This window comes from Cyclobacterium sediminis (genome assembly GCF_054781075.1).
This window is the reverse complement of sequence record NZ_BAAGVC010000003.1, coordinates 1,120,343-1,134,339: the sequence shown is the minus strand read 5'-3', so window position 1 is coordinate 1,134,339 and position 13,997 is coordinate 1,120,343. Positions and strand designations below refer to the sequence as shown.

Here is a 13,997-nt window from a genome sequence, read left to right as displayed (position 1 = left end):
TGAATAGCTTTAAAGCGTAATTAAATTATTATAAAGAATTGATGGTTCGTATTAGAATGCTATTTTATGCATTTATTTCCAAAATTAAAATATCCTTTCCATATTCTTACATCATTCAAAGAATTTATTCTTCCAAATAGTGCATGTTTTTTATCAGACGGGATATTTTTTATTTCTTCCATGCTTAGAAATTTAACCTCCTCAATAACCTGTTTGTCGGTTTCTAACTCAGGATCAATTCCAACTTCTAATTTACCATTTGTTTGGCTAACTTCAAAGAATAATTCGATAGCGTGTAAGGGAGGGGATAAAAATTCATGAACAAATTGATATGCTCCCACCTCAATTTCTAAACCGGTTTCTTCCAGAAACTCCCGTTTTAAGTTTGATTTGGCATCCTGACCATACTGCATGCCACCTCCTGGTACGTTCCAAAAATAGTGGTTGTCGCCCATTTGATGTTTGACCATTAAAATTTTATCCTCTTGAATCAATATGCCGTTAACCCTCGTCCTGAGGCGGTTTCCGAAATTATCAATTATGTCTTTTTTTATGTTCGGGTTTTTCATCTTAGTTTCGCAATAGATGCATAAAGATAATCACGCAAGTTTAAAGCCTTCCCAAAGGATAAGGAAATATTTCCCCCACAGCCCTACCACTGACCAGGAATATTTCTTTAATGCCATGGATGCTTTTTTAGATAAAAAAATTCCTGCAGGGGCAACTTATATACTCAAAGGCTATGCAGGTACCGGTAAAACTACTGTGTTAGCTGCTTTGGTAAGAGCTTTGCCATCTTTGGGTCTAAGGGCTGTGATGTTAGCTCCCACAGGGCGTGCGGCCAAGGTTATGAGTGCTTATGCAGACAAAACAGGCTATACGATTCATAAAATAATTTATAGAGCAAAACAGGGGCTTGTAGACGGTGGAGATGGATTCGTTGTTCAAAAAAATTATTACCAAAAATCTGTCTTTATTGTAGATGAAGCCTCTATGCTTTCCGATGATAGAATGGGAGGGAAATCCCTCTTGGCAGATCTAATAGGTTTTGTTTTTCAAAATCCGGAAAACAGGCTGCTATTGATTGGAGATATTGCCCAATTGCCTCCGGTTGGAAGTGAAGACAGCCCCGGGTTGGATAAAAATTACCTGACAAGAAATTTTAAATTGGATGTAAATGAGGCATTACTAACCATAGTAACCAGACAAGAGCAAGATTCAGGAATATTGGCCAATGCCACTACCCTTAGAAATGAAGTCCAAAAACCTAAACCTAGTATATCATTTAACACCAAAGGATTCAAAGATTTTTACCGGATGACCGGGGAGAGACTGGAAGATGGTTTACGTTATGCCTATGATAAATTTGGACTGGACAATACCATGATTATTACTAGGTCCAATAAGGCCGCGGTCCAATACAATAAATACATTAGAAATTCGATTTTTTACTACGAAGATGAGTTAAGTGCCGGTGAAAGGTTAATGATTGTTAAAAATAACTATAGCTATATGGAGTCTTCAGAGAAGGTTAGTTTTTTGGCCAATGGAGATTTTGTAGAGATACTTAAAATTCGTTCTTTTGAGGAAATTTATGGCCTAAGGTTTGCTACGCTAGAATTGAGATTGATAGATTATCCCGATGAAGTTCCTTTTGAGGCACGGGTGATACTGGATACCTTACATTCAAATAAACCTGCTTTGGGAATGGAAGAGTGGAAAGCGCTCTATCAGTTGGTGGAGGAGGACTATCAGGATTTGGGACAAAAAAGTAAGATCAGAGAAGCGATGAGTAAAGATCCTTATTTAAACGCTCTGCAGGTCAAATACGCTTATACGCTTACTTGTCATAAATCTCAAGGTGGGCAATGGGATGCGGTTTTTGTTGACCAAGGTTATTTGAATGAAGAACAAATTGATAAAAATTACGTGAGATGGCTATATACGGCCATGACCCGTGCAAGAAAAGAATTGTTTATGGTGAACTTTCACAACAATTTCTTCATTAGATAGTAGTGTTTTTTTGTAAAAATTGAGAAAGAATTAAATTTGACACATATGAAAAGGTTATTAACAGTAGTATTGGCAATTGTATTAAGCACAGCATTTGCAATTGCCCAAGAAAAAGCAGCAAAGGGTCCTGTCATTACATTTGAGGCAGATTCCAAAGATTTTGGTGATATCAAGCAAGGAGATAAGGTGGAAAATGTGTTTAAACTCACCAACACAGGAAACGAACCGTTAATTATCTCAAATGTGGCCGCAACATGTGGTTGTACCGTGCCCAGCTGGCCTAAGGAGCCGGTAGCTCCGGGTAAAACAGCCGAAATTAAAGTCTCATTCAATAGTGCAGGAAAAATGGGTAAACAAAACAGCGTAGTTAGAATTTATTCCAATGCGACCGAACCCATTGAGAAGGTGTCATTGATTTCAAATGTGCTACCTAAATAAGCAAAAAGTTTTAATTTTTTATAAATTACAAAGCCTGCCCCAAAGTGATTTGAGGCAGGCTTTGTTTTGTTTAGGGGAATGCTAAACTCATTGCTTTTTTATAAAATCTTTTAATTTTTTGCTCAGGAGATTGGCCCAAACTTTATAGATGTTTTTATTTGGGTGCAAGCCGTCGGAGACCATGTTTTCCTTATCCCCGCCATGTTTCCTGTAATGTTTAGTGATTTCAATATGGTGTAATCCTTGATTCAATGCTTCTTGTTTGACCAGTTCGTTAAACGCATCGATCTCTTCTTTTATTTGTACCTGAGGTTTTTGATGGGACATACCAAAAGTGGTGACACCCCAGTCCGGAATAGATAAAAGTACCAGGTTGTTTTGCTTGGCAGGCTTAAGGTAGCGCTGGGCCCTTGCGATAAGTTCACGCAACTCTGCTTTAAACTGGGATTGGCTTTTATCTCGATATTGATTGTTTACACCAATGAGTAGGCTTGCAGTATCAAAGGAGTTGGGAGAGAGGTTCTCCTTTTCCAATGCCTTAAGAAGTTCTCCACTAGTCCAGCCGGTCTTGGCAATAACCTTAATTGGAGCAAAAGTTATCCCTTGCTTTTCAAGTGATTTTACCGCTTGAAAAGGGTAAGTGTTTTCAGGGATTTCACCTTCACCTATGGTGTAGCTGTCTCCTAAAGCAAGGTGTTTAATAGCCCCTTTATGGGAGTCACTCGGACTTGTAGGGTTGTTTCCAATCATTTTTCGGCTGTAATTGCATGAAAGGGTGAAAAGTAGAAGTATGATTAGTACTCCTTTTTGCTTGTTATTGAAAATCCTTGGCACCGCTTCTTAAGGATTTGTGAAAATGGATTGGTCCGTAGTCAAAGTACCTTGGTCTGCATCCATAATAACTCGGGCTCCATGAGGTAATAAAAACTGCTTGGGGACATGTCCAATCATGGATCCACGGAAGGCAGGGATTTTATGAGGGAGCAAGTAATCATCAAATATCTGATCTAAGGTAAGGTTTCCATATCCGCCGCTTGGATCACAGTCGGTACATTGCCCAAAAACAAAGCCCTTAATTTCCTTGAATACTCCCATAAGCATCAAAGTGCTCATCATTCTGTCAATTCTGTATGGTTCTTCTCCAATGTCTTCCAGGAAAAGAATTTTTCCTTTGAAGGAAGGAAGGTAAGGGGAGCCAGCTAGGGAAGTCAGGACTGTAAGGTTTCCGCCTATGAGTTCTCCTGTTGCCTTGCCGGGGAAGATGGTCCTTGTTCTATTTTTTTTCACGACCAGGTCTTCAGTTTCTTCTACCTCATTTTCATAGACCAGTTTTTCATTTTGTTCGAAGAACATTCGCTGGAATTGGTTTACGTTAAATTTACCCCATGTACCCGAGCCATTTGGCCCATGAAAAGTAATCAGCCCTGTTTGGGCAAAAAGGGCATTGTGAAGTGCTGTGATGTCACTGTAGCCAAGCAGAGGCTTCGGGTTGTTTTTAACTGTTTTGTAATCAATTAGGGGGAGAATCCTTGCAGCTCCCGAGCCACCTCTAATGCAGATAATAGCCTTTACAGATTTGTTGGCAAACATTTCATTTAGGTCTGCCGCTCTTTCTTCGTCGGTACCTGCCAGATGTCCTCTACGGCTTTTGAGGTATTTTCCTTCAATTACCTTTAAACCAAGACCCTCCATGGCTTCTTTGGCAAAGGTAAATTGCATCAAATCTGCTGTTGCTGCAGAAGGGCTGATTAAACCCACCAAATCACCTTTTTTTAAAGGAGATGGTAAAAGCTTTTTTGGGGCAAAAGAATTTGTTGAGGTAGGGGTAAAACCTAGAACTGGTAAAGCGCCAAGCCCTAGGCCCATTTTTTGTAAAAAGTGTCGTTTTTTCATGGCTGCAATTAGAAGTTATCGCGAATATATAACAGCACCTTTTCCATCTCTTTTCTTACCACTGTGGCTTTATAGGGGTAATTGTTGTTCATGAAGGCAAAGGCGTAGATTTTATTGTTTTTGGTTTTTAAATAGCCAACCAAGCTATGGTGGTTACTAATGGTCCCTGTTTTTGCCATTACATAAGGCCTGGAGGCTGAATAGTTGAATTTTAAAGTCCCTGTTCTTCCTCCGGTCGGCAAAAGGCTGAATAGTTCATCGTCAGGAAATAAGCGGTAAATTTTCTCAGCCAATGATACCATGGTACGGGGGGTGAACAGATTGTGTCTTGATAGCCCGGAGCCGTCAACCCATTGAGGGTCATCAGGTAAGTCATAAAGATACGTTTTTTTAATGTATTCAATGGCTTTTTCACTGTCCAGTTCATAAAACAACTTGTCGGAAATTTGAAGAAGCAGTTGTTCTGCAATGAAATTGTCACTTTCCAGCAACATTTCTTTATAAAGTTTTGTGGTAGGTATTCCTTTCAATACAAAATGGTCAGGAGGAAGGGTGGCATTGGAAGGCTTCACAGGTATGCCCCATTCTTTGCTTGCAAGCGCTGCAAAAGTTTCAGCTGAGGTCATAAACGGAACCTTACTGTCCCTGCCATTATAGGTTCTTGGGTTATAATAAAATTGATTGTTTCGCCAATTTCGTTGTACATTTTTCATGGACTTGTCTGAATAGCCTATATTAAAAATTTCCGGGCTTAAAACAGGCTTATTGTTCACATTTTTTGCACTAACCAGATTCCCGAATAGAGGGATTGGAGACATTTCTGCAGCGTAAGAATAGGTGAAATCATCCCATTGCCAGCCATACCCAAAAGGCTCATTTTTCCAATTGCTCTCAGAATAATAAAGGGTATCGTATTTGGCTAAAAAATCTTTTATGGCAGGAAGTGGGAGGGGCGGGTATTTCCAGGAGGGATCTCCGGTGCCCCAAATCGTTGCGTTATTTCCCTCAGGGATAAACCGCAAAAAAGTACTGCTGTCTGTAAGCACCATCAAAGCTCCGAAAAAAGTAAACAATTTGGTGGTAGAGGCAGGTATAAAATAAATATGACTGTTTTTTTCGTAGCGAACCACTTGGCTATCTAAATCATATAACATGAACCCTGTAAGATGGTTGTCAAAAAATGAGTTTTCCCCCATTAATTCGTCCAACCCTAAAAATGAAGATCTTAAGTCTTGGGCTTCTGTTTCTTGAAAAATGGCCAGCCATACAATAATAGTTGCTAAAAATTTTAACTTCATACAATCAATCTTAAGTTTTTATTTGCCGAAACTGAGAAGCAACATTACCCAGCCTAAGATAAATGAGAGTCCCCCAAGAGGCGTGATAGCACCTAACCAGGTAACTTGGCTTAAACAAAGGATGTATAGGCTTCCTGAGAAAATTAATATCCCTGCTATAAAAAATAGGGCACTATAATTTATTCGTTTTTTATCCGGAAACTGCAAGCTTAATATACCCACCATTAGAAGGGCTAAACTATGATAAAAATGATAGCTGACCGCTGTTTCATAAGTGTCTAACCTTCCGGTACTCACCAGCATCTCTTCCAGAGCATGTGCTCCAAAAGCCCCGAAAATAACTGCGAGGGCACCAAATACTGCAGCTGTTTGAATAAGATTACTTGATTTCATGATGGTTAATTATAATTTCTTGACCCAAAAATGGCGCTTCCTATCCTGACCATGGTGCTCCCTTCTTGCTGTGCAAGCAGATAATCTCCACTCATTCCCATAGATATTTCCTTCATTTCCACATTCTCAGGTAAGGATTGAGCCCTGAAGGTTTCAAAGAGTGCCTTTAAAGCCCTGAACTCCTCCTTAATTATATCTTTATTTGCTGTGTTCGTAGCCATCCCCATAAGCCCCATGATTCTAATATTATGCATGGTTTTAATTTCATCTCCCAAAAGGAACTCGTTTAATTCCTCCTTGTTCCAACCGAATTTGGTTCCTTCTTTGGCAATGTGGACTTGCAATAAGCAGTGAGTCGATTTGTTTATTTTTTTAGCTTCTTTGTTAATTTGTTTCAACAAGCGAAAAGAATCCACACTGTGGATCAGGTGAATAAAAGGGACGATATATTTTACCTTATTTCGTTGTAAATGTCCGATCATGTGCCACCTGATGTCTTCAGGTAATGCGGGAGCTTTTTCGGTGATTTCCTGTACTTTATTTTCGCCAAAATCCCTAATACCCGCTTCGTAGGCTTCCTGAATCGCTGAAATTGGTTTTGTCTTACTTACAGCTACAAGAAGACATTCCGGATTGGGGAATGAGTCTTTGATTTCCTTTAGGTTTTTGCTTATATCTTTTGTTTGCATTTTCGAATTTGTTACCCTGAAATAGAATATCAAAACAAAGATATTGGTATATTGGAGACAATGCTAAAAATTATACTATAAACAAGCTGAAAGTTTATTTTTAAAATAGCTTACCAAAGAAATATTCCTAGAATTGGAGGAATTGGTGAAGAGCTCTTTTTTTACTTGAAAATTATTATTTAGTTTTTCATCTAATTGTGTTTTTTAACTAAGTAAATAATCCAATCACATAATTGACAAATTATTGACGATGGGTTAAAGGCTTTTATACCCTATTAAATTCAATTGTAGATTGGATTCATAAGGTTATTTTAACAATAGATTTTCCGGTTGTAAAAAAAATAATTTCCATTCAAAAACGTAAAAATGGATGCGAGTATTTTTTTTTCTGTTTATTATATTCTACATTTCTGCGGAATTTAAGATTATTTAACCTTTCATCATTGTCTGGCGCCATTTATAAATAGCATTGTTTTTAGTTAGAGGAGCTTAATTTCTTAAAATTAAAGGTAGTGTTTTTGTAAGTTCGCCATTGATGTAAATGAAAGGGTAGTCTTTTTAATTTGTTTTATCCAAAATAACCTTTTATGAAAAACCTATTACTTATTGTTCTCATGACAATTCTTACTTCTGTGAGTGGGAGTGTCCTGGGGCAAACTGTCACTGGTAAAGTCACTGACAGTTCAGATGGAATGCCATTACCCGGAGTGTCTATCCTTATCAAGGGCACATCCACAGGAACCGCCACAGATGTGGATGGGAATTACCAACTCAATGTAGCGGGACCACAGACCGTCCTGGTATACTCTTTTCTTGGGTTTGAACCAGTAGAAGAAACGGTTGGCAACCGCAGTACGATTGATGTTAGCTTATCTGAAGATGCCTCTGAGTTGAATGAGGTGGTAGTAACCGCTTTGGGTATAGAAAGAAATGTCAAAGCCCTCCAATATTCTATGACAGAAGTAGGAGGAGAGGAATTCACCCAAGCCAGAGAGAATAACATTGCCAATCAGCTGGCCGGTAGGGTAGCAGGTGTTAATGTGAGCAATGTAGCTTCAGGTCCGGCCGGATCGTCTCGGGTTATTATTCGAGGAAACACTTCCCTTCAAGGAGGAAATCAACCATTATATGTAATCGACGGTGTGCCAATGGACAATACCAATTTTGGCCAGGCAGGCGTTTGGGGTGGAGCAGATCAGGGAGATGGCATGACCAGTGTCAATCCCGACGATATCGAATCCATGTCTGTATTAAAGGGGGCCAGTGCGGCTGCCTTGTATGGTTCGCGCGCAGCAAATGGAGTAATTCTTATTACCACCAAGAGAGGTACTTCACGAAAAGGAATTGGTGTAGAATTCAATTCCAATGCCGTGTTTGAAAGGATAAACAATCAAACCGACCTGCAAACTGAATTTGGATCCGGAAGATTTCAAGGAGATCAAATTACAGGGAGCGCAGTAAGGCCAACCACTGTAAGGGATGGCTATGATTGGGGAACCCAAGCTTGGGGGGAACGATTAGGTTCCGGTACTGCCATGCATTTTGATGGGGTTGAAAGACCTTATGTGTATGCAGGAGACAATTGGAATCGTTTTTATGAAACCGGAAAATCATTTACCAATAGCCTATCTTTGTCAGGAGGCAGTGATACCCAAACTTTCCGTTTCAATGTAACTGACTTAAGGAGTACTTCAGTAATACCTAATGCAGGATTTGACCGTATCAATATGTCATTGTCCACAAGCGGTAAATTTGGTAAAAAGCTGACTTTCGATGCCAAAGTGCTTTATTCCAATGAACGAACTAAAAATCGCCCCAGGTTATCTGATTCTCCGGGAAATGCTTTTCAGTCCATCTTTGCTTTGCCCCCCAATGTCAATGTGCTTTGGGGACAAGGAGACCCTAATAGATTGGGGACCATACCTGTAGGAACTGACCCGGCTCTTTTAAATGTATGGGGTTTTGCAGAGCAAGAAGAATACCTGATGACCAATAACCCTTGGGGGCAAAATCCTTATTTCTCTACGCACCAACTATCAATCAGCGATACCAGAGACAGAATAATCACTTCAGGATCTTTAAAATACATGATAACTGATCATCTGTATTTGTCCGGAAGAGCAGGTATGGATTGGTACACTAGAAGAGGAACTACATTGACTCCACAAGGAACAGGTTACTCTAGAGGTGGAAACATGTCTGAATCAGAGCGAAGGGTGAATGAAATAAACTTGGAAGCCATGTTGGGCTATAACAGGCAATTTGGAGATTTTGGTGTAGTGGCCTTTTTAGGGGCCAATAGGATGCGAAGAGAAAATGAAAATATCTCAGCAAACGGAACCAACTTTAACGTGCCTTTCTTTCATGCCATTAACAATGCTGAGGCAAGAAATTTTGGATACAGTTATTCAGGATGGGGAATAAATTCAGTATATGGATCTGCTGAATTTAATTATAAAAATATACTTTTCCTGACAGGAACAGGTAGGACAGACTGGTTCTCCACATTGGACCCTTCTTTAAATGACATCACTTACCCGTCAGTCGGCGGTAGTTTCGTTTTCTCAGATGCATTGGAAGACCTTCCTTTCTGGTTAAGTTTTGGAAAAGTAAGGGCTTCATGGGCCAGAGTAGGAAGCTCCACTGTAAGTCCTTATCAGATCCAAAACACCTATACATTATTAGGTGCTCCGGCAGTTGGATTTGAAGGAAATACCGTCCCTATGGCCTCCTATGCCACAGCTGGAAATAATAATGGGACCATTCCAAACCCATTTTTAGTCCCACTTCTATCTACTGAAATAGAATTTGGCTTAGATGTTCGTTTGTTTCAGAATAGATTGGGATTGGATTTCACCTATTACCATCAAAAAAGTACCAATGACCAATTGAATGCGCAGATTTCTAGGGCTTCAGGTTTTGGGTCAACATTGGTAAACTTAGGGGAAATGGAAAATAAAGGAGTTGAGATATTGCTCACAGGAACACCTGTCCGAACAAGTGATTTCAACTGGGATGTTTCTTTTAATATTGCAAGGAATAGAAACAAAGTGATCTCCTTAATTGAAGGAACAGATATATTAAACGTAGAGGAGCCAAGAACCAGAACGGTATTTGTACAACACCGAACAGGACAGCCTTTTGGAGTGCTGGCAGGATGGGTTCAACAGACATCCCCTGATGGACAGCCGGTTTTTGAAGAAAATGGGGCTCCGGTACAGTCGAGTCAAATGGAAGTAATCGGAAATGGTATTCCTGATTTTACTGGTGGTTTTAGCAATAGCATTACCTATAAAGGCTTTAATCTTTCTGCACTAATTGACTTTAGAGTGGGTGGAGAAATCTATTCGGGAACCAATGTGAGGCTTACCCAATGGGGATTGCACAAGCAAACCTTACAGGGAAGAGAAGGTGAAGAACCGCTTACTGTAAGTGGAGTGATACAATCAGGTACGACTTCTGATGGCACACCTATTTATGAAGATTTCACAAAGACCTTATCACCCGGAGAGGCCAATAATTATTGGAATCAAATGGGCAATAGGGTTCAGGATCATTTTATATACGATGGCTCATTTGCCAAATTGAGGCAAATAACTTTTGGGTACAATTTTCCAAGGCGTTTGATGGAAAAAACGCCATTTACTAATGTGAGTTTGTCATTCGTAGGCAGAAACCTTTCTATCCTTTGGAAGAACATTGATAATGTAGATCCGGAGTCAGGTTATTCTTCAGGCAATGGCCAAGGGCTTGATTATTTTGGAATGCCTCAATCAAGGTCTTATGGATTCAATTTAAGAGCTTCGTTTTAATCGTTAAAAGAAAGAATTATGAAAATTATAAATAAATTTCTTCTATTTGGTTTGGCGGTTAGTATATGCTTAACTTCCTGTAACACAGAAGAATTAAATGATCTCAATATCAACCCTCAAGCGGTAAATGAAATTGATTTGAATTTCATGTTTACTGCAGCACAGCTTGGGTCAGCCTCAGGCGGTTCTGCTGGAGATAACAGATACCTTGATTGGCGGACAAATATAGGCATGACAGCTTACTTGATTCAACACTTGGCCAATGCAGGAGGGGGAATCGCTCCGGGGGATAAATACACTGAAAACTTCGAGTCAAACAATGCACCTTTTGAGTTTTTCTATGGAGATGCACTCAAGAATCTTTCAGAAGTGATCAAGCAAACAGGTCCCGGAGGTTATGATGAAGGAAATAAAATAAACACCAGAAATGCCGCAAGGATTATTAGGGTTTTGAATTTTCACCGGTTAACTGATTTCTATGGAAATATACCTTATTTCGATGCCCTTCAAGGCATGGAAGGGGTATTCTTTCCTGAGTATGATGAACAATCAGAAATTTACCCTGATTTATTGAAAGAGTTGGAAGAGGCTACTGCTGCCTTGAGCACTTCCAATCCTGATGAAGGCTTTGCTGCTGCTGATATAATCTATGAAGGAGATATTGCCAAATGGAAAAAATTTGGTTATTCCCTAATGTTGCGTTTGGCGATGAGGGTATCAAATGTTGCCCCTCAAATGGCTGATGAATATGTAACCAAGGCCATTGCCGGTGGAGTCATGGAAAGCAACGATGACAATGCTTGGGTACCAATGGCTACAGGTCCTAGTGTGTGGATCAATCAAAATGGTATCTCCAGGGCTTTTTATCCTGGTGATGGCGGGCAACCGAGTTACTTGAGTAATACCCTAGTTGACTGGCTAAAAGCTGATGCTACAGCCCCTGATGAAGTGGATCCAAGGTTGATGATAATTAGTGGTGGAATAGCCGATTGGTCTGCTTTGGAATGGACACCAATCAATACCAACCCTTTGGAGCAGAAAGGTATGCCAAACGGATACGATGCTGCAGGCCTAGATGAGCTGGCAGGGGAGACTGTAGATTTGGTGACAACCTATTCAAGAATCAACTACTTGATGTTGCAATTGGATGATCCGTATATATTTATGAATTATGCTGAATCTGCCTTTTTGCAAGCAGAAGCCCTGGAAAAAGGGATTGGTTCAGGGATCCCGAATTCTGCTAAGGAACATTATGAATCAGGTGTAAAAGGAGCCATGCAAATGTATACACCATTTGATGCTTCATTGACGGTTTCTGATGAAGAAGTAGAAGCTTATCTCGCAAGACACCCTTACGGGGAAGAGAAGCCGGCACTTGAAATGATTGGAGAGCAAATGTGGGTGAGTAAGTTTTTCAACTGGTGGGAAGCATGGTCTGACTGGAGAAGAACCGGATACCCTCAGTTAACCCCGACTAACTACCCGGGAAATATCACTCAAGGCCAGATCATGAGAAAACTTAAGTACCCTGCAGCTGAAGTAGCAGCAAACGCAAATTTTCAGGCCGGAGCTACACTACCAGACGTAAATACCACCCGAGTATGGTGGGATGTAGCCAATTAGGCAGGAGTATTTAGGAAATATTTATATTTACTTGGTTAATTTAGTGTTTTATAAAAGGCTGCCATCAGGCAGCCTTTTATTTTTTATAGATGGCCTTGCCTTCGGAGCCCATAAAACTTCCCCAAAGCGGTTTTTCTTTGATCCTAATTGGTAAATCAATTCGCTTAACTTTCATACCTAAAAAAGACAAAATATCCGAATTGCTGAAATACTGACAATGCACCAAGTCAAGGTATCCATCAGCGTCTATGTCGCCCAACCAAGGAGTAGAAAAAATATTTTTAAAACTCTTTGTTTGATCGAGCAAGTAAGATGTGTCGGCTTCAAAGTCCATTAGTACCAATTTGTTTTCAATGGAAAAAGCTGATCGATCATCTATAGGTCGATTACAATCGTATTCATTGATACTGAATATGACTTCATCTATTTGGTCTCCATTTAAGTCATAAGCAATTGGTGAAGAAAAGCCGGAACATCCCATTTCTTTTTCAAGCAAAATTTCCCCTGATTTTCCATCTACCAATACCTGAACTAACCCTGTGTTTTGAGGCCAGACACCTTTACTTACAAAGGTAAACAAGTCAGGGATATCATCCCCAGTAAATTGTCCTACGGCAAAGCTGTTGCTACTTTCAGTGTTGGGTATTTTAAGTTGCCAGATTTTTTCAAAACTCTTGCCACAAATGGCAGTCAGTGTACTTGCATGTGAAACGGAAACGATGTCTAAAAATTCATCCTCATTTAAGTCAACCAATACCGGCGGGGCAATAAACCCATGGCCTTTTTCACGTACCAAAGTCTTAGCATTGGATAAATTATTACCCATAAGGTCGCTGAGCTTGGCTAAATACAAATTTCCGGAAAGGGTTTCCCCACCACTACCGAATAACACTTGCTGTTCTCCTGACTTTTTTTGTTCAATAAATAAGGGAGATAAATAGGTTTCTCCTCCATCAGGCATGGTGTCTGCCGCCAAAATGTCTCCATTAACCGGGTCAATCACCATTAATACACCAGGAAACCTTCCTTCAGTTTGGTTGGGTTCTACCTTCGCATTTCCACCATTGCTGGTCAATAACTCTTCGATTCCATCTCCATTTTGGTCAGGAATGGTTACACTATTGTAAAAATTAAACCGTGCATTTTGAAGGATGGGATGGTGGAGGTGGTCTAAGGTGTCAAACTGCCAAATCAAATCCCCGGTACGGCCATCAATTGCTTTTAAGTGCGGCCCACGTCCACCAATAAATACATCAGGCGTTTCATCTTGGTTTATATCCAAAAAGGTAGCAGAGCCAAAAACCTGATCTACTGTTTCTTGCGTCCAAAGCAATTCTCCATCCATGCCATTGATGGCTAAAACCCCTGATGCTGTATATTCATATTCGTTCTTCCCTGCACCAATTACAAAATCCAAAACCCCATCATTGTTTAGGTCTGTAGCTCTTGGTGAAGATTGGGAGCCTATGATTGGGAAGCTTGATTCCCATACCAATTGGCTTTTCTCTTTTCTATTACAAAATGCAAATACGAACAGGACGATTAAAAAAGGAAGGATTGAAAGTTTCTTATTGAATGGCATTGCTGCGGAGGTTGACGAAAGAATAATAATAATGAAATTTTTAACAATGGACAAACCTGGCATAATTGGCTTGAGGTTGCTATTGATCGCTCTATCTTTTTTCAAAAGCCTTGAATAGGTGTATAGAATTGTGTTGATAGGCATTGTTTTGTAACCTAAGATTGAAGGTGTTATGAGTGATGTTTAATATTGTTATATAATGAATAGGGATTAAAATGCATGTATATTTTAAATTAAACATTTTATTGTGCAATTT

Annotated in this window: 11 protein-coding genes; 4 read left to right on the top strand and 7 right to left on the bottom strand. The window is 39.8% G+C overall.

Going from position 1 to position 13,997, the window contains the following annotated elements; genetic code table 11:
• Positions 1 to 59 precede the first annotated feature (59 nt).
• Entirely contained in the window at positions 60 to 569 is a 510-nt protein-coding gene (locus ACYVHJ_RS06985; protein ID WP_339901135.1) for an NUDIX hydrolase, read from the bottom strand.
• Between the two features lie 16 nt (positions 570 to 585).
• On the opposite strand from ACYVHJ_RS06985, the gene ACYVHJ_RS06980 reads away from it, so the two are divergent.
• Complete coding sequence (locus ACYVHJ_RS06980; protein WP_460513523.1) at positions 586 to 2,013, top strand: ATP-dependent DNA helicase; 1,428 nt, start codon at positions 586 to 588, stop codon at positions 2,011 to 2,013.
• Positions 2,014 to 2,058: 45 nt separating this feature from the next.
• A complete protein-coding gene (locus tag ACYVHJ_RS06975) occupies positions 2,059 to 2,451 on the top strand; it encodes a DUF1573 domain-containing protein (protein ID WP_460513521.1) in 393 nt (130 codons plus the stop codon).
• Positions 2,452 to 2,538: 87 nt separating this feature from the next.
• Here ACYVHJ_RS06975 and ACYVHJ_RS06970 read toward each other — a convergent pair whose 3' ends face one another.
• The 5 genes from ACYVHJ_RS06970 to ACYVHJ_RS06950 form a co-directional block, all read right to left on the bottom strand.
• Complete coding sequence (locus tag ACYVHJ_RS06970; protein WP_460513519.1) at positions 2,539 to 3,201, bottom strand: SGNH/GDSL hydrolase family protein; 663 nt, start codon at positions 3,199 to 3,201, stop codon at positions 2,539 to 2,541.
• Between the two features lie 90 nt (positions 3,202 to 3,291).
• Positions 3,292 to 4,344, bottom strand: coding sequence for a S66 peptidase family protein (locus ACYVHJ_RS06965; protein WP_460513517.1), 1,053 nt, complete (start codon positions 4,342 to 4,344; stop codon positions 3,292 to 3,294).
• 8 nt (positions 4,345 to 4,352) lie between these two features.
• On the bottom strand, positions 4,353 to 5,642 hold the full coding sequence (locus tag ACYVHJ_RS06960; protein WP_460513515.1) for a D-alanyl-D-alanine carboxypeptidase/D-alanyl-D-alanine-endopeptidase: 1,290 nt from the start codon (positions 5,640 to 5,642) through the stop codon (positions 4,353 to 4,355).
• A gap of 18 nt (positions 5,643 to 5,660) precedes the next feature.
• Entirely contained in the window at positions 5,661 to 6,035 is a 375-nt protein-coding gene (locus ACYVHJ_RS06955; protein ID WP_339901150.1) for a DUF423 domain-containing protein, read from the bottom strand.
• 5 nt (positions 6,036 to 6,040) lie between these two features.
• A complete protein-coding gene (locus ACYVHJ_RS06950) occupies positions 6,041 to 6,724 on the bottom strand; it encodes a YggS family pyridoxal phosphate-dependent enzyme (protein WP_339901151.1) in 684 nt (227 codons plus the stop codon).
• 587 nt (positions 6,725 to 7,311) lie between these two features.
• Here ACYVHJ_RS06950 and ACYVHJ_RS06945 point away from each other — a divergent pair.
• Both ACYVHJ_RS06945 and ACYVHJ_RS06940 read left to right on the top strand, forming a co-directional pair.
• Entirely contained in the window at positions 7,312 to 10,536 is a 3,225-nt protein-coding gene (locus tag ACYVHJ_RS06945) for a SusC/RagA family TonB-linked outer membrane protein (RefSeq protein WP_460513512.1), read from the top strand.
• A gap of 18 nt (positions 10,537 to 10,554) precedes the next feature.
• Entirely contained in the window at positions 10,555 to 12,159 is a 1,605-nt protein-coding gene (locus tag ACYVHJ_RS06940; protein WP_460513510.1) for a RagB/SusD family nutrient uptake outer membrane protein, read from the top strand.
• A 76-nt stretch (positions 12,160 to 12,235) separates the two neighbouring features.
• Here ACYVHJ_RS06940 and ACYVHJ_RS06935 read toward each other — a convergent pair whose 3' ends face one another.
• Positions 12,236 to 13,885 (bottom strand): hypothetical protein, encoded by a 1,650-nt coding sequence (locus tag ACYVHJ_RS06935; RefSeq protein WP_460513508.1) that lies wholly within the window; start codon positions 13,883 to 13,885, stop codon positions 12,236 to 12,238.
• Positions 13,886 to 13,997: the final 112 nt, after the last annotated feature.

What these genes read in the sequence shown, in the direction of transcription:
- ACYVHJ_RS06970 (WP_460513519.1), bottom strand. Translation starts at nt 3,201, where the DNA reads ATGATTGGAAACAACCCTACAAGTCCGAGTGACTCCCATAAAGGGGCT.
- ACYVHJ_RS06950 (WP_339901151.1), bottom strand. Translation starts at nt 6,724, where the DNA reads ATGCAAACAAAAGATATAAGCAAAAACCTAAAGGAAATCAAAGACTCA.
- ACYVHJ_RS06955 (WP_339901150.1), bottom strand. Translation starts at nt 6,035, where the DNA reads ATGAAATCAAGTAATCTTATTCAAACAGCTGCAGTATTTGGTGCCCTC.
- ACYVHJ_RS06980 (WP_460513523.1), top strand. Translation starts at nt 586, where the DNA reads ATGCATAAAGATAATCACGCAAGTTTAAAGCCTTCCCAAAGGATAAGG.
- ACYVHJ_RS06985 (WP_339901135.1), bottom strand. Translation starts at nt 569, where the DNA reads ATGAAAAACCCGAACATAAAAAAAGACATAATTGATAATTTCGGAAAC.
- ACYVHJ_RS06945 (WP_460513512.1), top strand. Translation starts at nt 7,312, where the DNA reads ATGAAAAACCTATTACTTATTGTTCTCATGACAATTCTTACTTCTGTG.
- ACYVHJ_RS06965 (WP_460513517.1), bottom strand. Translation starts at nt 4,344, where the DNA reads ATGAAAAAACGACACTTTTTACAAAAAATGGGCCTAGGGCTTGGCGCT.
- ACYVHJ_RS06935 (WP_460513508.1), bottom strand. Translation starts at nt 13,885, where the DNA reads ATGCCTATCAACACAATTCTATACACCTATTCAAGGCTTTTGAAAAAA.
- ACYVHJ_RS06940 (WP_460513510.1), top strand. Translation starts at nt 10,555, where the DNA reads ATGAAAATTATAAATAAATTTCTTCTATTTGGTTTGGCGGTTAGTATA.
- ACYVHJ_RS06975 (WP_460513521.1), top strand. Translation starts at nt 2,059, where the DNA reads ATGAAAAGGTTATTAACAGTAGTATTGGCAATTGTATTAAGCACAGCA.
- ACYVHJ_RS06960 (WP_460513515.1), bottom strand. Translation starts at nt 5,642, where the DNA reads ATGAAGTTAAAATTTTTAGCAACTATTATTGTATGGCTGGCCATTTTT.